Source organism: Nocardioides bruguierae (assembly GCF_023656415.1).
Taxonomy (GTDB): Bacteria; Actinomycetota; Actinomycetes; order Propionibacteriales; family Nocardioidaceae; genus Nocardioides; species Nocardioides bruguierae.
In genome coordinates, this window is the sequence record NZ_JAMOIL010000003.1 from 1 (window position 1) to 25,410 (window position 25,410).

The 25,410-nt window shown below is 73.3% G+C and carries 24 protein-coding genes, 1 tRNA gene and 1 rRNA gene; 16 read left to right on the forward strand and 10 right to left on the reverse strand.

The annotated features are described in order from the left end of the window. The first annotated feature begins 258 nt into the window (after positions 1 to 258). The 4 genes from rrf to M8330_RS03695 all read left to right on the forward strand — a co-directional run bounded on the left by rrf (position 259) and on the right by M8330_RS03695 (position 3,254). Positions 259 to 375, forward strand: a 5S ribosomal RNA gene (gene rrf / locus M8330_RS03680). A gap of 148 nt (positions 376 to 523) precedes the next feature. Next, positions 524 to 1,594, forward strand: a complete 1,071-nt coding sequence (locus M8330_RS03685; RefSeq protein ID WP_250826236.1) for a tetratricopeptide repeat protein — start codon at positions 524 to 526, stop codon at positions 1,592 to 1,594. 143 nt (positions 1,595 to 1,737) lie between these two features. Beyond that, positions 1,738 to 2,541: a PP2C family protein-serine/threonine phosphatase gene (locus tag M8330_RS03690; RefSeq protein WP_250826237.1), complete on the forward strand. Its 804-nt coding sequence runs from the start codon at positions 1,738 to 1,740 to the stop codon at positions 2,539 to 2,541. A gap of 233 nt (positions 2,542 to 2,774) precedes the next feature. Then, a complete protein-coding gene (locus M8330_RS03695) occupies positions 2,775 to 3,254 on the forward strand; it encodes a DUF3145 domain-containing protein (protein WP_250055135.1) in 480 nt (159 codons plus the stop codon). Between the two features lie 72 nt (positions 3,255 to 3,326). Here the strand turns inward: M8330_RS03695 and M8330_RS03700 are convergent, their stop codons facing one another. The 7 genes from M8330_RS03700 to M8330_RS03730 form a co-directional block, all read right to left on the reverse strand. Beyond that, complete coding sequence (locus M8330_RS03700) at positions 3,327 to 3,779, reverse strand: hypothetical protein (protein ID WP_250826238.1); 453 nt, start codon at positions 3,777 to 3,779, stop codon at positions 3,327 to 3,329. A gap of 126 nt (positions 3,780 to 3,905) precedes the next feature. After that, positions 3,906 to 5,366: an acyl-CoA carboxylase subunit beta gene (locus M8330_RS03705; protein WP_250826239.1), complete on the reverse strand. Its 1,461-nt coding sequence runs from the start codon at positions 5,364 to 5,366 to the stop codon at positions 3,906 to 3,908. Next, positions 5,366 to 6,616 carry a beta-ketoacyl-[acyl-carrier-protein] synthase family protein gene (locus M8330_RS03710; protein ID WP_250826240.1) on the reverse strand — a complete coding sequence of 417 codons (1,251 nt, stop codon included), beginning with the start codon at positions 6,614 to 6,616 and terminating at the stop codon, positions 5,366 to 5,368. The genes M8330_RS03705 and M8330_RS03710 overlap by 1 nt, the downstream gene beginning before the upstream one ends. Positions 6,617 to 6,721: 105 nt before the next feature. Beyond that, positions 6,722 to 6,967, reverse strand: coding sequence for an acyl carrier protein (locus tag M8330_RS03715; protein ID WP_250055143.1), 246 nt, complete (start codon positions 6,965 to 6,967; stop codon positions 6,722 to 6,724). 122 nt (positions 6,968 to 7,089) lie between these two features. Next, positions 7,090 to 8,088: a beta-ketoacyl-ACP synthase III gene (locus M8330_RS03720; RefSeq protein WP_250826241.1), complete on the reverse strand. Its 999-nt coding sequence runs from the start codon at positions 8,086 to 8,088 to the stop codon at positions 7,090 to 7,092. Continuing rightward, positions 8,088 to 9,272, reverse strand: coding sequence for an acyltransferase domain-containing protein (locus M8330_RS03725; RefSeq protein WP_250826242.1), 1,185 nt, complete (start codon positions 9,270 to 9,272; stop codon positions 8,088 to 8,090). Before M8330_RS03725 ends, M8330_RS03720 begins: the two co-directional genes overlap by 1 nt. 126 nt (positions 9,273 to 9,398) lie before the next feature. Beyond that, on the reverse strand, positions 9,399 to 10,598 hold the full coding sequence (locus M8330_RS03730) for a PucR family transcriptional regulator (RefSeq protein WP_250826243.1): 1,200 nt from the start codon (positions 10,596 to 10,598) through the stop codon (positions 9,399 to 9,401). A 170-nt stretch (positions 10,599 to 10,768) separates the two neighbouring features. On the opposite strand from M8330_RS03730, the gene M8330_RS03735 reads away from it, so the two are divergent. Continuing rightward, positions 10,769 to 11,755, forward strand: coding sequence for an alpha/beta fold hydrolase (locus M8330_RS03735; RefSeq protein ID WP_250826244.1), 987 nt, complete (start codon positions 10,769 to 10,771; stop codon positions 11,753 to 11,755). A gap of 28 nt (positions 11,756 to 11,783) precedes the next feature. On the opposite strand, the gene M8330_RS03740 is transcribed toward M8330_RS03735, so the two are convergent. Next, positions 11,784 to 12,167 (reverse strand): VOC family protein, encoded by a 384-nt coding sequence (locus M8330_RS03740; RefSeq protein WP_250826245.1) that lies wholly within the window; start codon positions 12,165 to 12,167, stop codon positions 11,784 to 11,786. Positions 12,168 to 12,245: 78 nt separating this feature from the next. On the opposite strand from M8330_RS03740, the gene M8330_RS03745 reads away from it, so the two are divergent. Next, complete coding sequence (locus M8330_RS03745) at positions 12,246 to 13,103, forward strand: helix-turn-helix domain-containing protein (RefSeq protein WP_250826246.1); 858 nt, start codon at positions 12,246 to 12,248, stop codon at positions 13,101 to 13,103. Between the two features lie 73 nt (positions 13,104 to 13,176). On the opposite strand, the gene aceE is transcribed toward M8330_RS03745, so the two are convergent. Then, positions 13,177 to 15,969 carry a pyruvate dehydrogenase (acetyl-transferring), homodimeric type gene (aceE, locus tag M8330_RS03750; RefSeq protein WP_250055157.1) on the reverse strand — a complete coding sequence of 931 codons (2,793 nt, stop codon included), beginning with the start codon at positions 15,967 to 15,969 and terminating at the stop codon, positions 13,177 to 13,179. A 386-nt stretch (positions 15,970 to 16,355) separates the two neighbouring features. Here aceE and M8330_RS03755 point away from each other — a divergent pair, with 386 nt between their 5' ends. From M8330_RS03755 to M8330_RS03790, 8 genes are all read left to right on the forward strand, one after another. Beyond that, positions 16,356 to 16,796 (forward strand): DUF3052 domain-containing protein, encoded by a 441-nt coding sequence (locus M8330_RS03755; RefSeq protein ID WP_308196235.1) that lies wholly within the window; start codon positions 16,356 to 16,358, stop codon positions 16,794 to 16,796. Positions 16,797 to 16,975: 179 nt separating this feature from the next. After that, entirely contained in the window at positions 16,976 to 18,691 is a 1,716-nt protein-coding gene (locus M8330_RS03760; RefSeq protein ID WP_250826247.1) for an AMP-binding protein, read from the forward strand. A 37-nt stretch (positions 18,692 to 18,728) separates the two neighbouring features. After that, positions 18,729 to 19,229: a peroxiredoxin gene (locus M8330_RS03765; RefSeq protein WP_250826248.1), complete on the forward strand. Its 501-nt coding sequence runs from the start codon at positions 18,729 to 18,731 to the stop codon at positions 19,227 to 19,229. Positions 19,230 to 19,388: 159 nt separating this feature from the next. Continuing rightward, positions 19,389 to 19,463: transfer RNA gene (locus M8330_RS03770), tRNA-Val, on the forward strand. Positions 19,464 to 19,533: 70 nt separating this feature from the next. Beyond that, on the forward strand, positions 19,534 to 20,115 hold the full coding sequence (locus M8330_RS03775; RefSeq protein WP_250826249.1) for a dihydrofolate reductase family protein: 582 nt from the start codon (positions 19,534 to 19,536) through the stop codon (positions 20,113 to 20,115). Positions 20,116 to 20,267: 152 nt separating this feature from the next. After that, positions 20,268 to 21,494, forward strand: a complete 1,227-nt coding sequence (locus tag M8330_RS03780) for an MCP four helix bundle domain-containing protein (RefSeq protein ID WP_250826250.1) — start codon at positions 20,268 to 20,270, stop codon at positions 21,492 to 21,494. Continuing rightward, the gene (locus tag M8330_RS03785) at positions 21,446 to 21,829 is read left to right on the forward strand and encodes a methyl-accepting chemotaxis protein (RefSeq protein WP_250826251.1); all 384 of its coding nucleotides are present in this window, start codon (positions 21,446 to 21,448) and stop codon (positions 21,827 to 21,829) included. The genes M8330_RS03780 and M8330_RS03785 overlap by 49 nt, the downstream gene beginning before the upstream one ends. Before the next feature lie 64 nt (positions 21,830 to 21,893). Beyond that, positions 21,894 to 22,943 (forward strand): sugar ABC transporter substrate-binding protein, encoded by a 1,050-nt coding sequence (locus M8330_RS03790; RefSeq protein WP_250826252.1) that lies wholly within the window; start codon positions 21,894 to 21,896, stop codon positions 22,941 to 22,943. A 6-nt stretch (positions 22,944 to 22,949) separates the two neighbouring features. Here M8330_RS03790 and M8330_RS03795 read toward each other — a convergent pair whose 3' ends face one another. Then, positions 22,950 to 23,510 carry an RBBP9/YdeN family alpha/beta hydrolase gene (locus M8330_RS03795; protein ID WP_250826253.1) on the reverse strand — a complete coding sequence of 187 codons (561 nt, stop codon included), beginning with the start codon at positions 23,508 to 23,510 and terminating at the stop codon, positions 22,950 to 22,952. Between the two features lie 57 nt (positions 23,511 to 23,567). Here M8330_RS03795 and M8330_RS03800 point away from each other — a divergent pair, with 57 nt between their 5' ends. Further along, positions 23,568 to 24,386 (forward strand): shikimate 5-dehydrogenase, encoded by an 819-nt coding sequence (locus tag M8330_RS03800; RefSeq protein ID WP_250826254.1) that lies wholly within the window; start codon positions 23,568 to 23,570, stop codon positions 24,384 to 24,386. A gap of 297 nt (positions 24,387 to 24,683) precedes the next feature. After that, positions 24,684 to 25,265 (forward strand): TMEM165/GDT1 family protein, encoded by a 582-nt coding sequence (locus M8330_RS03805; protein WP_250055260.1) that lies wholly within the window; start codon positions 24,684 to 24,686, stop codon positions 25,263 to 25,265. Positions 25,266 to 25,410 lie beyond the last annotated feature (145 nt).

Here is a 25,410-nt window from a genome sequence, read left to right on the forward strand (position 1 = left end):
CCCAGCCGACCGGTACTAATAGGCCGAGGGCTTGTCACCACACTCCTACACTGCACACACAAACAAACACACAGATACAGCGTGTGATTGAGCGTGTCTCGCGTCCACTGATTGAACAACCAAACACTTGCCGGCGATTCGCCGGCGCGGGTGGTGATCCGCTAGGGTCGTCACCATCAATTGAATAGTGGCTTGGCCACGCTACTACGCCCTCCCGGTGCTACCGGCGACGCGGCGGAACGTGTGAGCCGATAGAGTTACGGCGGCCATAGCGAGAGGGAAACACCCGGTCCCATCCCGAACCCGGAAGTTAAGCCTCTCAGCGCCGATGGTACTGCAACCGCGAGGTTGTGGGAGAGTAGGACGCCGCCGGACAATTCTTCCAAGAAGGGGCCACCCAGCAGGGTGGCCCCTTCTTGTATTTTCAGCCGTGTCGGAGCCAGCACGCGTACCTGCATCGCATCCGTGCGGACGTGACCGCGTCCGCGACTGTCGCCGGCCCAGCCGGAGAAGGAGCCAGACCATGGCCGAGAACCGTCGACCCAGCAACGGAGACCGCCGGTCCGGTGGCCGTAGCGGCGGGCCCAGTAGCTCGCGCGGGGGCCAGGGCTCCCGAGGCGGCCAGGGGTCGAACCGGGGACAGGGTGGCCAGGGCGGCCGCAGCGGCGGCAAAGGCGACGGCCGCGGCTACGGCTCCTCCGACGGCCGCGGTCGGTCCGGCGATCGCCCCGAGGGCGGTCGCGGGGGCCAGGGTCGTTCCTGGGACAAGAACGACCGGCGCAAGGACGACCGTCGCCGCGACGACTCGCGTCCGCGGCGCGACGGCGACTACCGCGGGCGGGGTGCTGGGCGTGACGAGCGTCCCGAGGACGACCGGCCGAAGCGCACCCCGGAGGAGCAGGCCCGCTACGACGGACCCGACTTCCCCGAGGGCATCACCGGCCGCGAGCTGGACCGGGGCGTGGCGGCGCAGCTGAAGGGCCTGCCCGAGAAGGTCGCGGCCCGGGTGGCCCGGCACCTCGCGGCGGCCGGTGCGCTGATCGAGAGCGACCCCGAGACGGCCTACGGTCACGCGGTCGCGGCTCGGCTGCGTGCGCCTCGGCTCGCCGTGGTCCGCGAGGCGTCGGGCGAGGCCGCCTACGCCGCGGGTCACTACTCCGAGGCACTCTCGGACCTGCGGGCCGCCAAGCGGATGAACGGCGCCACCGACTACCTGCCGATCATGGCGGACTGCCACCGGGCCCTCGGCCAGGCCGACCAGGCGCTGAAGCTCGCGAAGAGCCCGTCCGTGGCGAACTTCTCCGCTCCGGCCAAGGCCGAGATGACGATCGTCGAGGCTGGTGCTCGCCGCGACCTCGGCCAGGTGGACGCCGCGCTGCGCACCCTGGAGCTGGCCCCGCTGCAGAGCAAGTCCCGCGAGCCGTGGGTCGTGCGTCTGCGCTACGCCTACGCCGACGCGCTCGTCGAGGCCGGTCGTCTCGAGGACGCCCTCGCCTGGTTCCACCGGACCTACGCCATCGACGCCGACGAGATCACCGACGCGGCCGCCCGTGCCGCGGACCTGGAGGCGAAGGGCGCCTCGTCCAACGAGTGACCTCCGCACCTGCTCGAGCCTGACCGTGGGCGCCGTCCGAGGACGGCGCCCACAGTGGTCTCCAGGGGCGAGCACAGGTTGCGGCCCGCTCGGGGGCCTAGCGTGGAGCGCGTCCACGGACGCGACGTCGTCAGGAGGCCGCCGTGCTGAGCTTCGAGGTGTTGTCCGCCGTGAGCAGCGCCGGCCCGGGGCGGACGGCCAACGAGGACGCTGCCTACGCCGACCCGCGGCTGGCCCTGGTGGCGGACGGGGTGGGCGGGGCGCCCGCCGGTCAGGTGGCGTCGGCGACGTCCGCCCACGTGATCTGCGCCGACCTGTCGTCCCCCTTCCCGCCGGGGGAGGCCGCTGCTCGCCTGAGGGCCTCGCTGCAGCGGGCTCGTGCGTCGCTCGCGGTGGGGCAGCGTGAGGACCCGGCCAGACGGGGCATGGCCTGCACGTTGTCCGCCGTGCGGCTGGACGGGTCCAGGTTGGTGATCCTGCACCTGGGCGACACCCGGGTCCACCTCGTCCGGGACGCGATGGCGCGCAGGTTGACCCAGGACCACACCTGGGTCACGGAGATGCTGGCTCGTGGGGTCCTGCGACCCGAGCAGGCGATCGGGCACCCCTACCGGCACGTGGTGACCCGGTCGGTCGCCGGGGCGGCCGGTAGCAGTGAGCCCGACGTCCTCGTGGTCGACGCCCGTCCCGGTGACCACCTGCTGCTCACCAGCGACGGTGTGGACCTCGGCGGCGACCACCTCGAGAGGGTGCTGCGCGGGCGGCCGGCGCAGGTGGCGCGGACGCTGGTCCGGGAGGCCCGGGTGCGGGGGAGCAGGGACGACGCCACGGCGGTGTGGCTCGAGGTCGTCGACGTGGCTCCGACGGGCGGAGCCGGTCGGCTTCTCGGCGCAGCAAGCGATCCTCGGAACGTCATCGGCGAGGTGGGCGCCGCGATGACCGGCTGAGGGCTCGGCACTGGACGCTGCCGGCGCGGTGGTCCGCACCAGGACGGGCTGTTCCGGTGCGTCTCACTGGTGCAGATGCGTCCCATGAGTCACAATGGGCGGCACAACCACATATCTGTCACACGGTTCATCCGACGACGACGGCTCGAGATCGCTGGGGAAGGCGTAGCTCGCGCTGAACGAAGGAGATTCCGGTGACCACTGCTGCTGCCACCCGTGCTGCCACGAGGGGCGTGCTTTTCGTGCACTCCGCCCCGTCCGCACTGTGCCCCCATCTCGAGTGGGCCGTGGGAGGCGTCCTCGGCGCGCCCGTGAGCCTGGACTGGACGCCCCAGCCCGCCCAGGCGGGCACCTACCGCGCCGAGCTGTCGTGGACGGGCCGCACCGGCACCGGTGCCGCCGTCGTCTCCGCCCTCAAGGGCTGGGACAAGCTGCGCTTCGAGATCACCGAGGAGCCGACCTCCGCCACGGAGGGCTCGCGCTACTCCTACACCCCCGAGCTCGGCGTCTTCCACGCCGTCACCGGGCTGCACGGCGACATCCTCATCCCCGAGGACCGGCTGCGCGCCGCTGTCGTGAAGTCGGCTGCCGGCGAGACCACGGTCGAGATCGAGGTCGACAAGCTCCTGGGCAAGCCCTGGGACGACGAACTGGAGACGTTCCGGCACGCAGGCGAGGGCGCCCCTGTCCGCTGGCTGCACCAGGTCGTCTGAGCGCACGGCACCGCGACCCGCCCTGCGCGCCGAGCTACCGCCCCTGCCGGGGCGGGGCCGCGCGGGGCGGGTTCAGCGCTTCCGGATGCGGAAGTGCGTGGGGGCGATCCACCCCTCGTACTTGGTCCAGCCGTCGTAGTAGGTCAGCTTCGCGCGGATCGTGAAGCGTCCGGCACGGGTCTGGGACCGGCAGAAGCGGAAGGAGCCCGTGCCGTGCCGGGGGTCGCCGCCGTAGAGGAAGGCGCCGGAGGCGACCTGCTCGCCGTCCGGGTCGATCAGGAAGGTCTCCAGGCCCCACGCGTCCTGCGTCGGCGGCCGCACGCGGTAGCGGTAGGAGTAGTTCTTGCACCCGCGCTTCATCGCCCTGTCCTTGGCGGCCGTCTTGCCGTACTCGGCCATGCGGGGCTGGGTGCCGGCCTCGGCGGACGCCGCCGGCAGGGCCAGCAGCGCCGCGAGGAGCGCGACGGCCAGCAGGGCAGCACCCGACCGGGGGCGTGCGCGGCGGGAGTGGGGGAGCGCGTCCATGAAGTACCTCCGGGGCCGGCCAGGGGAGCCGGCATGGTGTGACGTGCGTCATGCGACGGTGCCACGGCTGGTCCGGAATGGCAACAGGCCGCACCTCGAGAGGTGCGGCCTGTCGACGCTCGTGCGTCAGAGCGGGATGTTCCCGTGGGCCCCGCGGTGCACGCCTCCGGACTGGATGGCGTCGTGGATGGCCCCGGCCAGGGTCGAGCGCGTGGCCGACGGCTCCACGACCTCGTCCACGACCCCGATCTCGATGGCCTTCTCCACGCCACCGGCGATCCGCTCGTGCTCGGCGGCCAGCTCGGCCTCGACCTGCGGGCGGATCTCGGGGGCGACCTCGGCCAGCTTGCGCCGGTGCAGCACGCGCACCGCGGCCACGGCACCCATGACCGCGACCTCGGCGCCCGGCCAGGCGAAGACCTTGGTCGCACCCAGCGAGCGGGCGTTCATGGCGATGTAGGCGCCGCCGTAGGTCTTGCGGGTCACCAGGGTGACGCGCGGGACGACGCACTCGCCGAACGCGTGCAGCAGCTTCGCGCCGCGGCGGACGACGCCGTCCCACTCCTGGCCGACACCCGGCAGGTAGCCGGGGACGTCGACGAGGACGATCAGGGGCACGCCGAACGCGTCGCACATGCGGACGAAGCGGCTGGCCTTCTCCGCCGACAGCGAGTCCAGGCAGCCGCCCAGGCGCAGCGGGTTGTTGGCCACGACGCCGACCGTGCGCCCACCGAAGCGACCCAGCGCGGTCACGATGTTCGGGGCCCAGCGCGCGTGCTGCTCGAGCATGGTGCCCTCGTCCAGGACGCCCTCGACGAGCGGGTGCACGTCGTAGGCGCGCTTCTTCGACTCGGGGAGGAAGCCTGCGAGGTCGATGTCCTCGACCTCGGAGACCCGCAGGCTGCCCTGGGCGCCCAGCAGGTGCGCGGTGGTCCGGGCGCGCTCGAGCGCGTCGTCCTCGGAGTCGGCGACCTGGTGGACGACGCCGGAGCGACGACCGTGGGGCTCCGGGCCGCCGAGGCGGAGCATGTCGACGTCCTCGCCGGTGACCGAGCGGACGACGTCCGGGCCGGTGACGAAGATGCGGCCCTCGGGGCCGAGGATGACGATGTCGGTCAGCGCCGGACCGTAGGCGGCACCACCGGCGGCGGGGCCGAGCACGACCGAGATCTGGGGGACGACGCCCGAGGCCTGGGTCATGATCTGGAAGATCCGGCCCACGGCGTGCAGGCTCAGCACGCCCTCGGCGAGGCGGGCGCCGCCGGAGTGCCAGAGCCCGATGATCGGGATGCGGTCCGTGAGCGCGCGGTGGTAGGCGTCCACGACGACCTTGCAGCCGTCGTCGCCCATGGCGCCGCCCATGACGGTGGCGTCGGAGCAGAAGGCCACCACGGGGGCGCCCTTGACGGTGCCGATCGCGGCGAGCATGCCCGAGTCGTCGTCGGGGGAGATCAGCTCGAGGCTGCCCTCGTCCAGCAGCGCGGTGAGGCGCTTGACCGGGTTGCGGGGGTCCTGGTCGCGGGGGATCTTCACCTTCTTCGCCGGTGCGGCCGGCGCGGGGGTGGGGGTGTCAGCGGTGGTGGTCATCAGATGCTCCCGAAGGCGACTGCCACGTTGGCGCCGCCGAAGCCGAAGGAGTTGTTGAGGGCGACGATGTCGCCGGCCGGCAGGTCGCGCGGCTTGGTGGCGATGTCGAGGTCGACGGCCGGGTCCTGCTCGTCGAGGTTGATCGTCGGGGGCGAGACACGCTCGACGACGGCCTTGACGACGGCGACGGCCTCGAGGGCGCCGGCACCACCGAGGAGGTGGCCGGTCATCGACTTGGTGGAGGTGACGACGACCTCGCGGGCGTGCTTCGAGCCGAGGACGGCGTGCAGCATGAGGCCCTCGGCGATGTCGCCCTGCGGGGTCGACGTGGCGTGCGCGTTGACGTGCACGACCGAGGCCGGGTCGACGTCGCCCTCGGCGAGCGCCCGGCGGATGGCGCGGGTGCCGCCGCGACCCTCGGGGTCGGGCTGGGCGATGTCGTGGGCGTCCGCGGTGACCGCGGCGCCGAGGACGGTCGCGTAGATGCGGGCGCCGCGGGCCTTCGCGTGCTCCTCGGACTCGATGACGATGCAGCCTGCACCCTCGCCGAGGACGAAGCCGTCGCGAGCGGTGTCCCACGGCCGCGAGACGGCCGTCGGGTCCACGTCGTTGGCCGTGCCGGACTTCGACAGCGCCATCATGTTGGCGAACGCCGAGATGTTCAGCGGGTGGATCGCGGCCTCGGTGCCGCCGCAGACGACCACGTCGGCGCGGCCCAGGCGGATCTGGTCCAGCCCCAGGGCGATGGCCTCGTTGCCGGAGGCGCACGCGGAGACGGGGGTGCTGGCGAACGCGCGGGCGCCCAGGTGCAGCGACACGGTCGCGGCCGGGGCGTTCGGCATCAGCATGGGGACCGCCAGCGGGGAGACGCGGCGGGGGCCCTTCGCGAGGAGCTGGTCGTAGTTGCCGAGCAGCGTGTTGACGCCGCCGATGCCGGAGGCGAACGCGACGCCGAGACGCTCGGGGTCGACGTCGCCCTCACCGATGCCGGAGTCAGCCCAGGCCTCGGTCGCGGCGATCAGCGCGAACTGGGAGGAGCGGTCCAGCCGGCGGGCCTTGACCCGCTCGAGCACCTCGGACGGGTCGACCTTGGCGCGGCCGGCGATCTTGACGGGCAGGTCGGCGGCCCAGTCCTCGGTCAGCGGGGAGACGCCGGACTCGCCGGCCAGCATGGCCTCCCAGGTGGAGGCGACGTCCCCGCCGAGGGGATTGGTGGTGCCGAGTCCGGTGACGACGACTCGCTTCGACATGTGCAACAGGTCCTTGAGGTAGGTCGGACGGGTTGGTGCTGGCCACGGGGTGGCCGGGGGCGGGACGTCGCGGGGCGGTGGCCCCCCGACGTCCCGCCGGGGGCGTCAGCCCTGGGCCTTCTCGATGTAGGCGACGGCGTCGCCGACGGTCTTGAGGTTCTTCACCTCGTCGTCGGGGATGGAGACGCCGAACTTCTCCTCGCAGGCCACGACGACCTCGACCATGGACAGGGAGTCGACCTCGAGGTCGTCCACGAAGGACTTGTCGAGCTGGACATCGTCGACGTCGACACCGGCGACCTCGTTGACGATCTCGGCGAGGTCGGCGCGGATCTCTTCGGTGGTGGCCATGAGGCTTCCTCTTCTTCTCTTGGTCGTGCCGGTCGGCACGACGGGTTCCGGGTGGAAGGGGTGGAGCGGGTCCTGCTGACCGGGCCGTGCGGCCCGGTGGTGCGGGGTCTGGGCCCGGGGGCTCAGGGGACGACGACGACCTGGGCCGCGTAGGCCAGGCCGGCGCCGAAGGCGATGATCAGGGCCAGGTCGCCCGACTTCGCCTCGCCCTCGGCGAGCATCCGGTGCATCGCGAGGGGGATGGAGGCCGCGGACGTGTTGCCCTGCTGGGCGATGTCGCGGGCGATCTTGACGTGCTCGGGCAGCTTCATCGCCCGGGCCATGGCGTCGGTGATGCGGTTGTTGGCCTGGTGCGGGACGAACACGTCGAGCTCGTCGGCGGTGATGCCGGCCCGCTCGAGTGCCTGGAGGCCGACCTTGGCCATGGTGAAGGAGGCCCAGCGGAAGACCGGGTTGCCCTGCATCACCAGGTGCGGCACGCGCTTCTCGCCGGACTCGAGCACGTCGAGCCAGGTCTCGCGGTTGCGGATGAGGTCGTACTGCTCGCCGTCCGAGCCCCACACGACCGGGCCGATGCCCGGGGTGTCGCTCGGGCCGACCACGGCCGCGCCGGCGCCGTCCGCGAAGATGAACGCGGACGAGCGGTCGTCGGGGTCGGTGATGTCGGAGAGCCGCTCGACGCCGATCACCAGGACGTGGCCGGCGGACCCGCCGCGCACCATGTCGTTGGCCAGCGCGATGCCGTGGCAGAAGCCGGCGCAGGCGGCGGAGATGTCGAACGCCGCGGCCTGGTCGGTGCCCAGCTGGTGGGCGACCATCGTGGCCAGGCTGGGGGTCTGCAGGAAGTGCGTCACCGTGGCGACGACGACCGCGTCGATCTGACGGGCGTCCACGCCGGAGGCCTCCAGGGCCTCCCGGGCCGAGGAGATCGCCATCAGCTCGACGGTCTCCTCGGGCGTCGCCCAGCGGCGCTGCTCGATGCCCGAGCGGGTGCGGATCCACTCGTCGCTGGAGTCGAGGCGCTCGACGATCTCGCTGTTGGGGACGACGCGCGAGGGCCGGTACGCCCCGACCCCGAGGATCGTGGCGTACTCCGCGCCGGTGGGGGAGGACAGGGGCATCAGAGGGAGCCCTCCGGGTAGAGGCGCAGCAGCGGCTGGCCGGGCGAGACGAGGTCGCCGTCCTCCACCAGCCACTCGACGACCTGGCCGCCGTGCAGGGCCTCGACCGAGACCTTGTCGCGGGTGGAGGCCACCTCGCCGATGCTGGTGCCGGGGGCGACGACCTCCGCGTCGGCCACCTCGGCGCCGATGCGGAAGGTGCCCTTGGCCGGGGAGACCACGACGCGCCAGGTGGGGGTGAGGTCGAGGCCTGCGGGCTCGCCGTGCTTGTCGATGAACGCGCGGGCGTCGTCGATCTGGTCGGGGCCGTTGAAGGAGAAGGTCTCCACGCCCTTGAGGGCGCGCTTGGCGATGCCCGTCAGGGTGCCGGCCGGCGGCATCTCCAGGATGCCGGTGACGCCCAGGTCGCTCATGGTCTCCATGCACAGGTCCCAGCGGACCGGCGAGGAGATCTGGCCGACGATGCGGCGCAGGACGTCGCGGCCCTCGTGCACGACCTGGCCGTCCCGGTTGGAGATGACGCGGGTGCGGGCGTCGTGCGTGGTCACGGCGGCGGCCAGCTGCTGGAGGTGGCTCACGGCGGGGGCCATGTGCTGGGTGTGGAACGCGCCGGCGACGGACAGGGGACGCAGCCGCGCCTTGGCGGGCGGCGCGTCGGCGAACGCGGCGAGCTGCTCCATCGTGCCCGCGGCCACGATCTGGCCGGGGCCGTTGTCGTTGGCGGCGGTGAGCCCGTTCGCGGCGATCGCGGCGAGGACCTCCTCGCGGTCGCCACCGAGGACGGCGGTCATGCCGGTCGGGGTGACGGCGGCGGCCTGGGCCATGGCCTTGCCGCGCTCGCGGACGAGCACCATGGCCTGCTCGGCGGTGATGGCCCGGGCACCCGCGGCGGCGGCGATCTCGCCCACGCTGTGGCCCGCGACGGCGCCGATGCGCTGGAAGGCGTCACCGGGGTGCGGGAAGAGGTGGAGGGCCGAGACGAGCGCGGTCGCGACCAGCAGCGGCTGGGCGATCTGCGTGTCGCGGATCGTCTCCGCGTCGGCCTCCGTGCCGTAGTGGGCCAGGTCGAGGCCGGCGACGGTGGAGAGCCAGTGGAGCCGCGCGGCGAAGGCGGGGTCCTCCAGCCAGGGCTTGAGGAATCCGGGGGTCTGGGCTCCCTGTCCGGGAGCGACGATGACGAGCACGTAGGACACTCTGCCGTTGTCGGACCCCACGACTCATGGGCGGCGCGCACCATTTTCTGCCCGTGTCGTTTGTGGGAACCCCACAAATCAGTGCGTTCTGTCACGTGCTACCTGTCGCTGCACGCGTCAGGTGTCGGGCGTCTCCGTCGCGCGACCCGACTGGCGGCCCAGGATCAGGGCGATCGAGAGGGTGAGCGCGTCGCGCGGCCGGGTGGCCGACAGGCCGGTCACCTCGGCCACCGAGCGCAGCCGGTAGCGCACCGTGTTGGCGTGCACGAACAGCGCCCGCGCCGCAGCCTCCACCGAGCCGCCGGCGGCCAGGTAGGCCGACAGCGTCGCGGTGAGCGCGCCACGCGCGTGGACGAGGGGGACATAGACGTCCTCCACCAGGTGCCGCCGCGCGTGGCCGTCGCCGGCCAGGGCGCGCTCGGCCATGAGGTCGTCGGCCGGGACGGGGCGGGGCGCCTCGGGCCAGCCCGCGGCCGCACGCAGCCCCGACATGGCGGCACGGGCGGAGAGGTGCGCGTCGCCCAGGCTGTCTGCCACGGGGCCGACCACGACCGGCCCGTCGCCGAAGACCGGCAGCACGGCTGCTGCTGCCGCGCCCGGGTCCTCGGCGCCCCCGAGGAGGACGACGAGCCGGTCGCCCTGCACGGCGCACAGGGCGTCCATGCCGCCGCTGCGAGCGCGGCGCCGGGCCTCGGAGAACAGGTCCGTCTCGGTGCGCCGGTGGGGCGCCTGGCCCAGCACCACGGCGATGCCGTCCTGCGACGTCCAGCCCAGGGCGCTCGCGCGGGAGAGGATCGCCTCGTCCGTGTCCGAGCGCAGGACCGCGTCCACCACGAGGGCCTCGAGCCGGGCGTCCCACGCGCCACGCGCCTCCGCGGCGCGGGCGTAGACCTCCGCGGCGGCGAAGGCGACCTCGCGGGCGTAGCGCAGGATCGCGGCGTGCACCTGCGCGGCCTCCTCGGGCGGCAGCAGGGAGCCGACGTCCGCCTCGATGGCGTCGATGGAGAGGCGGACGAGGTCGACCGTCTGCTGGAGGCTGATCGCGCCGGCCAGGGCGCGGGGCGCGGCGCCGAAGACCGCGGCGGCGATCGCGGTGCCGCTGCGGTGGCCGCCCTGCTGGTCGTCGGCGTACCAGTCGACGAAGCTGCGCACGCCGTTCTGCACGATCTGCCCGACCCACGCGCGGTCCTCGGCGCGCATCTCGCGGAACCAGGGGAGCGCGGAGTCCATCCGTGCGGTGGCCGCGGTGCTCAGCGCACCCGTGGCCCGGAGCAGGGTCTCCGCCGCGGGGGACGCCGCGGGGGACTCGCCGGTCATGCCTGCGAGCCTAGTCCAGGCGAGGTCCGGTGCGCCGCCGGCGGTCACGCGCGTGCAACGTGGCCGCAACGGGGGTGTGATGCACTTCTCATGAAGATCTGCCCGTGAGCCCGCCGGGCGGTTACCGTGGACACGACGTCACAGGTTCGTGCGCCAGGTGAGGAGGAGCTGTGCCGACGAGCACCCAGGCCCGCCCCGCGCGCACGCGCGGCCGCGGCCGCGACGGCCACGAGCTGAGGTTCGTCACCATCCACGGCCACCGCCGGGCGTTCGTCACGGCCGGCCAGGGGCCGGCGCTGGTGCTGCTGCACGGCCTCGGCTGTGACCACACCACCTGGTCGCCCGTGATCGCGCGGCTCGCGGAGCACTTCACCGTCATTGCGCCGGACCTCCTCGGCCACGGGGCCTCCGACAAGCCCCGCGCCGACTACAGCGTCGGCGGCTACGCCAACGGCATGCGCGACCTGCTGACCGTGCTCGGCATCGACAAGGCCACCGTGGTCGGGCACAGCTTCGGCGGGGGCGTCGCGATGCAGTTCGCCTACCAGTTCCCCGAGCGCACCGAGCGGCTCGTCCTGGTCGCCTCCGGCGGTCTCGGCCCCGAGGTCACCCCTGTCATCCGGGCCGTGACCACCCCGGGGTTCCACCAGGTGATGGGCGCGCTGACGATGCCCGTGGTCCGCCAGGTCGGGACGACGGCGATGTCGGCGCTCTCCCTGCTGCCGGTGCCGGCCACCCGGGACCTCGACGAGGTCGCTGCCATCTACGACTCCTTCAAGGACCCGGCGGCCCGCGCCGCGATCCGGCACGTGGTGCGCGCCGTGGTCGACTGGCGGGGCCAGATCGTCACCATGGCCGACCGGGCCTACCTCACCGAGGCCATGCCGATGTGCGTGCTGTGGGGCACCGACGACCACGTCATCCCGGTCAGCCACGCCGCCAACGCGGCGGCCCTGGCGCCCAAGGCCAGGATCGAGATCATGGACGGGGCGGGGCACTTCCCGCACAAGGAGGACCCGGAGCGCTTCGCCGACCTGGTGCTCGACTTCTGCGCGAGCACCCGGCCCGCGGTCTACTCCCGGGCCCGCTGGCGCGCCCTGCTGCGCACCGGGCACGACACCGGGCTCACCTCGGTGGGCGGCGCGACCGGCGCCTGAGTCGCCTCGCCGCCGGAGGCCGGGCGTCTCAGCCCCAGGCCGCCGCGTCGGTGAGGCAGAAGGGGTGCCCGGCCGGGTCCAGCAGGACCCGCCAGGTCTCGCCGGGCTGCGGGTCGACCAGCGAGGCGCCGAGCGCGACGGCGCGCTGCGCCGCCTCGTCCAGGTCGTCGACGGCGAGGTCGAGGTGCACCTGCTTGCGCCCGCCCTCGTCGGGCCAGGACGGCGGCACGTGACCCTCGACGCGACCGAAGCCGAGCCGGGCGGGGCCGTGGGTGAGCATCGCGTAGTCGTCGGTCGCCACGGCCACCTCCCAGCCGAGCAGGGCGGCCCAGAAGGCCGCCTCGGGCGCCACCTCGGCGCAGTCGAGGGTGACCATGGCGAGGCGGGCGACGGGCGGGGTCTGTGCGCTCATGCCCCCAGGCTGGCCGCGTCGCCCCGGCCGGGATTGGAGGAACGCGACAGCCGGGCGCCGCGGGGCGAGGATGGAATGATGACCGAGGACCGCGGCGAGCGCCGCGCCCGCGCGCAGCTGCTGCGGCCGGACCTGGCCGAGGGGCGGTTCGCCACCGGCCGGACGGAGCCGCCGGCGGACCTGGCGCCGCTGGTCGACGACGGCTGGTGGGTGACCTGGTCGCTGCCGGAGCCGCATGTGCAGGCCGTCGTCCCGAGGCCCGTGGTGCACGTGGCGCTCGAGGACGCCGGCGGGCGGCCGCGGCTGCTCGTGCACGGGGTGCGGACGACCGGGTTCGAGCGGCGGCTGGAGGGGACCGGAGCCACGGTGGCACTGGCCTTCCGGCCGGCCGGCTTCGCCCCGGTGCTGGGTGCCGACGTGGCCCGGCTGCGCGACCGCGAGACGCCGGCGGCCGACGTGCTCGGCGTCGACGACGTGCCGGTGGCGGCCCGCGCGGCCGCCCTCGCGGGCGCCGGGGACCCGGCGGCCGGGGTGGAGGTGCTCGCGCAGTGGCTGCGCGGACTCGCGCCCGAGCCCGACCCGGTGACCGACGAGCTGGCGGCGCTGGTGGAACGCGTCGAGACGGACCGGTCGCTGCGACGGGTCGAGCAGCTGGCGGGGCTGGCCGGGGTCACCGTCCGCACGTTGCAGCGGCGGTTCACCACGCACGTCGGCGTCGGCCCGAAGTGGGTGCTGCGGCGGTTCCGGCTGCTCGACGTCGCGGCCGCCGCGCACGGGGGCGAGCCCGTCGACTGGGCCGGGCTTGCGGCCGACCTGGGTTTTGCCGACCAGTCCCACCTGGTGCGGGAGTTCACCGGGCTGACCGGACGCTCGCCGGCCGCGTACGTGCGGGACCTGGGCGGACGGGCGGGCAGCAGCCCGGGCGGGAACGGCTGAGCCGCCGCCGGCTCCCGGTCTCCCGGGGCCGACGACGGCTCGCTCGTGGTGCTGGTGCTGGGGGAGGGAAGCCTCAGGCGTCGCCACCCTCCTGCTTGACGCCGCGCGTGGCGGTGGCGTCGTCGATCTTGTACTGCGCGAAGGCCTTCTCCACCAGGCTCGGGTCGATGTCGCCGGCGTCCGCGAGGCCCTGGAGGGCCCGGACGACGACCGACTCGGCGTCGATGTTGAAGAACCGTCGGGCGGCCGGGCGGGTGTCGGCGAAGCCGTACCCGTCGGCGCCGAGGACGCAGTAGTCGCCGGGGACCCAGCGAGCGATCTGCATCGGCACGGCGGACATGTAGTCCGAGACCGCCACGAACGGGCCGAGGCCACCGGAGAGCTTGGTCGTCACCCACGGGGTGCGACGCGGCTCGCTCGGGTGCAGCAGGTTGTAGTCCTCGGAGGCCACGGCCTCGCGGGCCAGCTCGTTCCAGGAGGTGACCGACCAGATGTCGGCGTACACGCCCCAGTCCTTGGCCAGCATCTCGGCCGCCTCGGTCACCCACGGCATGCCGACGCCGGAGCCCATGAGCTGCACGCGCGGACCGTCGCCCTGGATCGACCCGACCTTGTGCACGCCCTTGAGGATGCCCTCGACGTCGACGTCCTCGGGCTCCTTCGGCTGGGAGACCGGCTCGTTGTAGACGGTCATGTAGAACACGACGTCCTCACCGTGCGGGTGCTCCTCGGTGGAGCCGTACATGCGCTCCAGGCCGCTCTGCATGACGTGCGCGACCTCGTAGGCGTACGCCGGGTCGTAGTGGACGACGGCGGGGTTGGTCGCCGCGAGGAGCGGCGAGTGCCCGTCGGCGTGCTGGAGGCCCTCGCCGGTCAGCGTGGTGCGACCGGCGGTGGCGCCGATGAGGAAGCCGCGGCCCATCTGGTCGGTCATCGCCCAGATGGAGTCGCCGGTGCGCTGGAACCCGAACATCGAGTAGAAGATGTAGAACGGGATCATCGGCTCGCCGTGGGTGGCGTAGGCCGTGCCGGCAGCCGTGGCCGAGGCCATCGCGCCGGCCTCGGAGATGCCCTCGTGCAGCAGCTGGCCGGAGGTGGACTCCGCGTACTTCAGCAGCAGCTTGCGGTCGACGGACTCGTACGACTGGCCGTGCGGGTTGTAGACCTTGGCGCTCGGGAACATGGCGTCCATGCCGAAGGTCCGGTACTCGTCCGGCGCGATCGGGACGATGCGCTTGCCGATCTCCTTGTCGCGCATCCAGTCCTTGAGCAGGCGGACGGCGGCCATGGTGGTGGCGATCTTGTTCTTGCCCGAGCCCTGCTTGATCTCGGAGTAGACCTTGTCGCCGGGCAGCGTGAGCGGCTTGGCGTTGGTGCGGCGCTCGGGGACGGAGCCGCCGAGCTGCTTGCGCCGCTCCATCATGTACTCGAACTCGGGGCTGTTCTTGCCGGGGTGGAAGAACGGCGCGGCACCGGTGGCCTCGTAGGAGCGCTCGAGGTCGGCGTCCGAGATCGGCAGGTAGAGGCGGTCGCGGAACTTCTTGACGTCGTCCTGCGTCAGCTTCTTCATCTGGTGCGTGGCGTTCTTGCCCTCGAGGGCGTCGATCGTCCAGCCCTTGATGGTGTGCGCCAGGATCACGGTCGGCTGGCCGACGTGCTTGGACGCCGCGTCGAAGGCCGCGTACACCTTGCGGTAGTCGTGACCGCCGCGCGGGAGCTTGCGGATCTGGTCGTCGCTCATGTGCTCGACCATCTTGCGCAGACGCGGGTCGTCACCGAAGAAGTGGTCGCGGACGTAGCCGCCGGACTCCACCGAGTAGGTCTGGAACGCACCGTCGGGGGTGGAGTTCATCTTGTTGACCAGGGCGCCGTCGACGTCGCGGGCGAGCAGGTCGTCCCACTCGCGGCCCCAGACGACCTTGATGACGTTCCAGCCGGCGCCGCGGAAGTTGGACTCCAGCTCCTGGATGATCTTGCCGTTGCCGGTGACCGGGCCGTCGAGCTGCTGGAGGTTGCAGTTGATGACCCAGGTGAGGTTGTCCAGCTCCTCGCGGGCGGCCACGCGGATCGCGCCGAGGCTCTCGGGCTCGGCCATCTCGCCGTCGCCGAGGAACGCCCACACGTTCTGGTCGCTGGTGTCCTTGATGCCGCGGTTGTGCAGGTAGCGGTTGAACCGGGCCTGGTAGATCGAGTTGATGCCGGTGAGGCCCATGGAGACCGTGGGGAACTCCCAGAACTCCGGCATGAGGCGCGGGTGCGGGTAGGACGAGAGGCCCTGGCCGACGCCGTGCTGGACCTCCTGGCGGAAGCGGTAGAGCTGCTCCTCGCTCAGCCGGCCCTCGAGGAAGGCGCGGGAGTAGACGCCGGGGGAGGCGTGGCCCTGGATGTAGACCTGGTCGCCACCGCCCGGGTGCTCCTTGCCCCGGAAGAAGTGGTTGAAGCCGACCTCGTAGAGGCTCGCGGAGGACTGGTAGGTGGCGATGTGGCCGCCGACCTCCAGGCCCTTGCGGTTGGCGCTGGAGACCATCATCGCCGCGTTCCAGCGGATGAACGCACGGATGCGTCGCTCGATGTCCTCGTCGCCGGGGAACCACGGCTCGCGCTCGGGCGGGATGGTGTTGATGTAGTCGGTGCTCCGCAGCGCGGGCACGCCGACCTGCTCCTGGCGCGCGCGCTCGAGCAGCCGCAGCATCACGTAGCGGGCGCGGTCGCGGCCCCGCTCGGACACCATGGCGTCGAAGGAGTCGATCCAGTCCTGGGTCTCGGACGGGTCGATGTCGGGCAGCTGGGTGGGCAGACCCTCGTGGATCACCGACGGGATACCGCCGGTGCGGGTGCCGGATGAGTTCGATGATGCCTCGGTCACCCTTGCATCGTCGCACGGCTTCGGACCGCACGAAACGCCCCGGCGCCGGTTCTCGCACTGACGACGCGACTGTTCGCTCAGCGGACGTTTTTGCGGGATGTTTGTCAGAACATGGGTGGCTACAGGAGTTCCCGCCCACGTCAGAGGCCGGTCTGGACCACGAGTGTCCGCGGTGCGCCTCGCCGGCGCGCCTCGTCCGTCGTGGCCCACGGAGGGCCGCTGTGCGGCACCTCCTGGGGGGCTCGGTGGCACGAAAAGGGCTGGTCGAGGGGCATCAGTTGCGTGTCAGAGGTTGCGCCGGATGGACGGTTCCGATGGACTACGCCTCACACACCGGTGCGCGAGCCCGGTGTCGCACACCACAATCGACGAAGACGGAGGCTCACGTGAGCTCGACCGCGGGTGGCGGGTCCACCCAGACAGACACCGCGTCCGGCGCCGGCGCGCGCCTCGGACTGGGCGCGGGCATGGTGGTCCAGGAGCTCGGGTGGGACAACGACACCGACGACGACCTCCGGGTCTCGATCGAGGACACCATCGACGCCGACATGGTGGACGGTGACTACGGCAACGTCGTCGACGCCGTCCTGCTCTGGTGGCGTGCCGAGGACGGAGACCTGGTGGACGGGCTCGTCGACGCCCTGACGGACCTGGTCGGCGGCGGCTCGATCTGGCTGCTCACGCCGAAGGTCGGGCGTCCCGGTTCCGTGGACCCCTCCGACGTCGCCGAGGCCGCGCCGATCGCCGGCCTCTCGCAGACGACCACCGCGACCGTCTCCAAGGACTGGTCCGCGACCCGCCTGGTCGCCCCCAAGACGCCCGTCTGACGCGCGCCCGCCGGCCGACACCCGCTGGGGTGTCGGCCGTCACTCCGGGCGTGCTCGGTCGTTGAGCCGTCGTCCGCACCGCCGCGGACGACGTCGACCGCTCGGAGGCCCGCGTGCCAGGTACCACCGTCCACCCGCCCGCCGACCCGACACGCGCGGAGCGAGGTGGAGGGCCCAGCGTGCTCGGCGGCCTCCCGGCCTCCCGTGCCGCGAAGGCGCTCTCGACCGCCTCCGCCGGCGCCCGGGTGCTCACGCGGGCCGGCGTCGTCCGACCCTACGGCCCCGGTGTCCTGGCCGGTCTCGCCGTGACCCTGCGCCGGTGGGGCACGGGTGCCGCCGGCGGGTTCTCCTCGCTGGCCACGCGGGCGCCCCACCAGGTCGGGCTCGTCGACGAGCTGGGTGAGCTGACCTGGGCCGACCTGGTCGGCCGTGCCCAGTCCCTGGCCCGGGCCCTGGCCGGCCTGGGGGTGGGCGAGGGGGACCGGGTGGCGCTCCTGTGCCGCAACCACCGCGGCTTCGTGGAGACGACGATCGCGGTCTCGATGCTGGGGGCCGACGTCCTCTACCTGAACACCGCGTTCGCCGGCCCGCAGCTGCGCGACGTGCTGGCCCGTGACGCGCCGGCGGTCGTCGTCCACGACGAGGAGTTCACCCCCGCCCTCCTCGGGATCGAGGACGGTGTCGAGGATGGTGGGGACGGGGGCGGCGCGGGCACCGAGCCCGCCGCGGTCCGCGTGGTCGCCTGGACCGACACGGACGCGCCCGGCGCCGTCACCACCGAGCAGCTCATCGCCTCCCACGAGCGGGGCCCGCTCACCCCGCCCGGCCGCAACGGGCGCACCGTCATCCTCACCTCCGGCACCACCGGCACCCCCAAGGGCGCCCCGCGGGCCGAGGCCGGCATCGACGCCGGCGTCTCGCTGCTCTCCGCGCTGCCGCTGCGGGCCGGGTGGCGCACGCACGTGGCTGCCCCGCTGTTCCACACCTGGGGCTACGGGCACCTCGCCCTGTCCATGCTCCTGGGCTCCACCCTCGTGCTCGCGCGCCGGTTCGAGCCGCAGGCCTGCCTCGACCTGCTCCGGCGCGAGCGCTGCGACTCCTTCGTCGTCGTGCCCGTCATGCTCCAGCGCATCCTGGCCCTGCCCGAGGAGCAGCTCGCCGCCGCGGACCTCTCGCGGGTGCAGGTGGTGGCCTCCTCGGGCTCGGCCCTGCCGGGCGACCTCCCGCTGACCTGGATGGACCGCTTCGGCGACCGGCTGTGGTCCACCTACGGCTCCACCGAGGTCGCCTACGCCTCGGTCGCCTCCCCCCAGGACCTGCGCGCCGCCCCCGGCACGGCCGGGCGGCCGCCGTGGAACACCGAGGTCCGGGTGCTCGGCGACGACCTCGCGCCCGTGCCGCGCGGCACGACCGGCCGGATCTTCGTCGGCAACGGACTCCTCTTCGAGGGCTACACCGGCGGCGGGTCGAAGGAGGTCGTCGACGGGCTGATGGCCACCGGCGACGTGGGCCGCGTGGACGAGGCGGGGCGGCTGGTCGTCGAGGGCCGCGACGACGACATGATCGTCTCGGGCGGGGAGAACGTCTTCCCGCAGGAGGTCGAGGACTGCATCGCCCGGATGCCGGGCGTCGCGGAGGTCGCCGTCGTGGGCGTGGCCGACCCCGACTTCGGCCAGCGGCTGCGCGCCTTCGTCGTGGCTGCCGGGGCACCGCACGCCGGGGCCGCGGGCGGCGGGGGACCCACCGCTGAGGAGGTCCAGCAGCACGTGCGCGACAATCTGGCGCGGTACAAGGTTCCGCGCGACGTCGTCCGGCTGGACGCGCTGCCGCGGAACGCCACCGGCAAGGTGCTCAAGCGGGAGCTGCCGCACCCCGAGACCTCGCCGGAACCGTAGGACGCACCCACCACCGACGCCGGAGCCAGGAGGAGCGATGACGCCCCAGACCCCGACCGACCCCGATGCCACCACCCCGGGGCTCACGCTCGGTGGCCCGGCCCCGGACTTCTGCCTGCGCGACCAGTTCGGCCAGGACGTGCGGCTCTCGGACTTCCGAGGGCGCAAGGCGGTCGCCGTGCTGTTCTTCCCCTACGCCTTCTCCGGGGTCTGCACCGGCGAGCTCACCGGCGTGCGGCGCCGCCTCGACGAGTTCCTCACCTTCGACACCGAGGTCGTGGCGATCAGCTGCGACCCCGTCTACTCGCTGCGGGCCTTCGCCGACGGCGACGGGCTCAACTTCCCGCTGCTCTCCGACTTCTGGCCGCACGGCGAGGTGGCCCGCGCCTACGACGTCTTCGACGAGACCAAGGGGTGCGCCCGTCGCTCCTCCTACGTCGTCGACAAGGAGGGCCGGGTCCGCTGGTCGGTGCACAACGCCATGGCCGAGGGGCGCGACCTGGACGAGCACCTACGCCAGCTGGCGGCGGTGCTCTGAGGCGACGACAGGCGTCGTCCAGTCCCGCCTGGCGAGCAGTGCGCCCGTTCCCCCGGACGGGTGCCCGCGCTCGGGCTACACTGGACTCGTCGAACCGCCGGTGACCCGAGACGCCGGCGGTTCGACCCTGTCCGGGGCCTTCCGCGCCGCCGGCAGCCGGGGCGTATAGCTCAGCGGTAGAGCTCCTCGCTTACAACGAGGCGGTCGGGGGTTCGATCCCCTCTGCGCCCACCACCGTCGTGCCCGGCCGACGCGTGCCGCGGGACGGCGGCACGCTGTCCGCGGCGGCTGGTAGAAGAGTGCGATGACCACGCTCAGTCCGCAGCGCCGCGCCTGGCGCGCCCGCGCCTTCGTCGGCGCCAGCCTCGACGGCTACCTGGCCAGGCCCGACGGCGACCTCGACTGGCTCACCTCGTTGCCCGAGGACGTGGGCCACGCCGCCACTCGGGGCGAGCACCCCGGCCTGGAGTGGGAGACCTTCTTCCCCGAGATCGACACCCTGCTGATGGGCCGCGAGACCTACGAGACCGTCGCCGGCTTCGAGGAGTGGCCCTTCACCGGGCTGCGGGTGCTGGTGCTGAGCGCCTCGGACGCCGCCCCCACGGAGGACGGACGCGTCCGGGTGGTCGCCGGTCTCGTGCAGGCCTGCGACCTGCTGGACGAGGTGGGCGCCCGCGAGGTCTACGTCGACGGCGGACGCACGGTGCAGTCCTTCCTGGCCGCCGGCGTCCTCGACGAGATCACCGTCTCCACCGCGCCCGTGCTGCTCGGCGCCGGCCGCCGCCTGTTCGGCGGTCTCGGTGCCGACGTCCAGCTGCGGGTGCTCGGCAGCCACGTCACCGCCGACGGCCTGGTCCGGACCACGTGGGAGGTCCGCCGGGGCTGACCCGGCTCGGCATCGCGGTCGGCCGCTCCTGCGGGGACGGCCGTGAAGATCGTGTGTGGACGCCGGTGGCTTCAGCCCCGCCCGGTCGGGCCGTTGCCCAGCGCAGCAGTGCCGGTGACGTGCCGGCGCCAGAGCACCGAGCGGGGACGGGCATGACGCTGCGGCGATGGATCGGCGACCTGCCACTGGGCCGGCGACTGGGAGGCGGGATCGGCCTGATCCTGCTGCTCAGCGTGGCCATCGGCCTGATCAGCAGCCTGGGTCTGCGCGACCTGGAGGACACGCTGGCGCGGACCAGCTCCGCCAGCCTGGAGGCGACCCGGGCCGCCGGGGACGTGCGTTCCAGCTTCAACGCCCTGGCCAAGACCGACCAGGACCTGCTGGTCAACCGCGACGAGGACACTCGTGCTGCCCTGACCGAACGACGCAGCGACCTCGAGGCCGAGCTCGACGAGGCCTGGGCCGCCTACCTGGCCGCCGACCCGGCGAGCCCTGCGTCGCTGCGGGACGACTTCGCCGCCGCGCTGGCCACCTGGCGCTTCATCCGGGGCCAGTGCCTGGAGCCGCTGGTGCAGGCCGGTGCCGTGGAGGACTGGGTGGCCACCTACAACGCCTCGGTCGCGCGCTCCTCCGCGGCGACCATCAACGAGGCCTTGAGCGAGATCGCCGGCACCGAGCAGGCTGCTGCCGGGGAGCGGCTCGTCGAGGCGACGACCGTCGCCGAGCGAGCCATCCTGCTCGTCTGGGTGGGCGTGGCCGTGGCCCTGCTCCTCGGCGTCCTGCTCACCGTCGGGCTCAGCCGCAGCATCACCGGCCCCGTCGGGCACGTGCTGCGAGTCGCCGAGGCGATGGCACGCGGCGACCTCACCGCCCGCACCGGCATCCGCCGCGGCGACGAGATCGGCCGCGTGGCCGCGGCCCAGGACCAGGCCGCCGACGGTCTGCGCACCATCCTCAGCGACGTGGCCGCCGGCTCCCAGCAGGTGGCCGGGGCGGTCGAGCAGCTCACCGGGTTCGCCGGGCGGATCGAGACCGAGGTCGGTCTCACCACCCAGGAGTCCGCCGCGGCTGCGGACGCCACCCACAAGGTCACGACCAACGTCAACGCCGTGGCGCTGGGCGCCGAGGAGCTGCGCGAGTCGATCACCGAGATCTCCCGCGGCGCCCAGGACGCGCTCAAGGTGGCCCACGACGCCACGCTGGCCGCCGAGGAGGCCACCGGCCTGGTCGGCACCCTCGGCACCAGCTCCAGCCAGATCGACGAGGCCGTCCGACTCATCGCCGGTATCGCCGAGCCGCGCGGGCCGGCGAGGCTGGCAAGGGCTTCGCCGTGGTCGCCTCCGAGGTCCAGGAGCTGGCCCGGGAGACCGCGCAGGTGACCGAGGAGATCTCCCGCCGCGTCGACACCATCCAGGGTGACACCGCCGCGGCCGTCAGCACCATCGAGCGCTTCGGCGGGATCATCGCCGAGATCAACGACTACCAGGCCCGCATCGCCGCCGCCGTGGAGGAGCAGACCGCCACGACCGCCACGATGTCGGGCTCGGCCTCCGGCGCGGCCGCCGACACCCAGGCCATCAGCGGCAGCATCGCCCGCGTGGCCGACGCCGCGGACAGCACCTCCGCGTCCGTGCGGGCCAACCGGGACGTCGTCCACACCCTCCCCGGCACCGCGGACCGCCTGGCCGACCAGGTCCGTCGCTTCACCTTCTGACGCACCGCTCGACGCACCGCTCGACGCACCGCGCCCGCCGACCCCACCAGCCCGGGAGATCCCCATGTCACGCACCGCCGCCCGCCGCCCGTCCCACGCCCGGTCCCGCACGGCCGGACGCCGCCTCGCGGCGTCCGCCCTCGTCGCCCTCACCCTCGGTGCCGCACTGACCTGCTGCGGGGAGGACCAGGGCGACGCCGCGTCCGCCGAGACCGGCCGCCCCACGGTCGCGATCGTCCTGCCCGCGACCGAGGAGGTGTTCTGGGGTGCGTGGACGACCTCCGCGCGGACCCAGGCCGACGCGCTCGACCTCGACCTCGTGCTCGTCGACACCGGCAACGACGTCGCCACCATGGACGCGGCGATCGCCGACCTCGTGGACCAGGGCGTCGACGCGCTCGCCGTCGCGCCCGTCGACCCCGAGGCCAACCTGGCGGCCGCGCAGGCCGCGATCGACGCCGGCATCCCGGTCATCACCGCCAACCGCACCTTGGCGACCGACTACGGCGACGGCGGCCCCCTGCTGCACACCGGCTTCGACGACGTGGCGATCGGCACGGCCCAGGCAGCGCTGGTGGCCCAGGTCTGCGCCGACGTCCCGGCGCCGTGCCGCGTCCTCCTGGAGGAGGGGGTGCAGGGGTCCTCGCCGCAGCTGGCCCGCACCCGCGGCTTCGAGGACGGTCTGGCGACGACCACCGGCATCCGGCTCGTCGGTCGCGCCTACAACGACTTCGACGCCGCCCGCGCGGTGCCCGTGACCGAGCAGCTGCTCGCCGCGCACGACCGGGTGGACGTGCTGGTCTGCCAGGGCGACCCCGAGTGCGTGGCAGCGGCCCGCGTGGTGACCCGTGCCGGGCGCGCCGCGGAGATCGCCGTCGTCGGCCTCGGCGGCAGCATCGACGGCGTCCGGGCCGTGCAGGAGGGCCGCATGTACGGCACCGTCCACGTGTCCGCGGGCGAGGACGGCGCCACCGCCCTCCGTGCCCTCGCCGCCGTCGTGCGCGGCACGACCGACGACCTCGGCCTGGAGACCACCGGGGCCCGCCCGACCCTCCAGGTGCCGGCCACCTCGCTCACCGTCGCCGACGTGGACGAGCACCTCGGCGACTGGTGAGCCGGCTCAGCCGAGCAGCAGGGCGGTGGCCTCCGGCAGGTCGGTGACGCCGTCGGAGGCCAGGAAGTGCCCGGCCCCGGGCACCTCGTGCACGTGGGCCTCCAGCCCGGTGGCCAGGTCGCGGCTCAGCGCGGCCGGCACCAGCGGGTCGTCGGGGGCCAGCAGGACGTGGCGGCGCACCGTGCGCGCCGCCGTCCGCGCGACATCGGGGGCGCCGGCCGTGAAGGCGTCCAGCTCCGGGAGCAGCGGCAGCGGGGCGGTGAATCCCGCCACCAGGACCAGGCCGCCGAGGCGCCACTCGCCGGGCACCCGGTCGAGGGCGTGCAGGGCGGTCACGCACCCCAGGCTGTGGCCCACGACCGCGGTGTGCTCGTCCGGGGAGCCGAGGGCCGCGCCGGCCGCGGCCACCCACGCCTCGACGTCGGGAGCGTCCGGGGACGGGAGTGCGGGCACCTGCACCTCGACGGGAGCCAGGGAACGGGCCAGGGAACGGAACCAGTGGTCGTCGGGCGTCGCGCCGTAGCCGTGCAGGACGACGACGCGCTCGATCGGGGAGCGGGGAGTCACACCAGGCGGGAACCGGCCGGGTGACGCGGCTCTTCCCACGTCGGGCAGAGTGTGACCATGCCGATCCTCCACCGCGACATGACGCTCTGCATCTCCCTCTCGGGCCGGCCCTCGAACATCGGCACGCGCTTCCACAACCACCTCTACGACGAGTTGGGGCTCCCGTTCGTCTACAAGGCCTTCAGCACCGACGACCTCGAGGGTGCGATCCGCGGCGTGCGGGCGCTGGGCATCCGCGGCGCGTCGATCTCGATGCCGTTCAAGACCGACGTCATGGCCTTCGTCGACGAGGTGGAGGAGTCGGCGGCCGCCATCGACGCGGTCAACACCATCGTCAACACCGACGGTCACCTCGTCGCCTCCAACACCGACTACGAGGCCGTGCAGCTGCTGGTCGAGCGGCACGGGCTCGACACCTCCGCGCCGGTGCTGCTCCGCGGCTCCGGCGGCATGGCGAAGGCCGTGGTGGCCGCGCTGCGGGGGAGCGGCTACGAGGACGTCACCGTGGTGGCCCGCAACGCCGAGGCCGGCCCGGCCCTGGCGCAGCGCTACGGGTACCGCTGGGTGCCCGACGTGCCGGAGACGCCCGTGGGCGGGGCGCTGCTGGTGAATGTGACGCCCCTGGGCATGGACGGCCCGCAGGCCGACGAGCTGGCCTACCCGCACCGGCACCTGGCCGCGTCCTCGGGCGTCCTCGACGTGGTGGCGTTCCCGTCCGAGACGCCCCTGGTCCGTGCCGCCCGGGAGGCGGGGCTGCCGGTCGTGACGGGCGCCGAGGTCATCGCGCTGCAGGCCGCGCGCCAGTTCGAGCGCTACACCGGCGTGCTGCCCACCGACGAGCAGGTGGCCAGGGCCTCGGCGTTCTCGCGCGAGTGAGACCGCCCGGCGCCGGCGCGCGTGGCCGGGGTCGCAGTGCGCGCGAGAGTGCACGCCTGGTAGCGTTGCGGTCTGTTCGAGGGGGAGTAGTCCCCAACGCCTCGTGTCGACACACTGATCGGGCTCTCCACCAGGAGCGCCGGGTCCGGTACGAGGGGCCGCCTGCGGCGGACGAGACCTTCGGCCGGCACTGCCAGTACGTCCGCGCGAGCCTGCGCGGACGCCCACGACACGTGCCCGGCCGAGGCGCGCGTCCCCCGCGGTGAGCGCCAGGTCGGGCCCGGGAAGGACCCCCTGATGGAAGCATTCCTCATCTCCACGGCCGTGATCTTCGTGGCCGAGCTCGGCGACAAGTCGCAGCTCATGGCCATGACCTTCGCCTCGCGCTACCGCGCCCGCGACGTCATCCTCGGCATCACCGTCGCCACCGCGATCGTCCACCTCGCCTCGGTGGCGATCGGCTTCTTCATCGGCGACGCGTTCGGCGAGTACCAGGGCGTGATCGCGATCGTCGCCGGTGTCGCCTTCCTCGCCTTCGCGGTGTGGACGCTGCGCGGCGACGAGCTCACCGACGAGGAGGCCGACAAGGCCCGCAAGTCCAAGGGCATGGCCCTGCTCGCGGTCGGTACCGCCTTCTTCCTCGCCGAGCTGGGCGACAAGACCATGCTCGCCACGATCACGCTGGCCACGCAGCACGGCTGGCTCGGCACCTGGATCGGCTCGACGGTCGGCATGGTCGCCGCGGACGCGCTCGCGATCGTCGTGGGTGCCGTGCTCGGCCGGAAGCTGCCCGAGAAGGTCATCCAGATCGGTGCTGCGGTGCTCTTCGCGCTCTTCGGCGTGTGGCTGATCCTCGAGGGCGCCGGCGTCATCGGCTGAACCCTGGGCCCACCGATCGGGTGAGGGGGCGTGGGTTCGGTCGCACCGGCGGGCAGGGTTGTCCGCCACCTGTGACGGGTCCGTCGCTCCCACCCGGTACGGTGCGCAGGCACCGGGACCACACCCCGGTGGCACGACAGGAGGA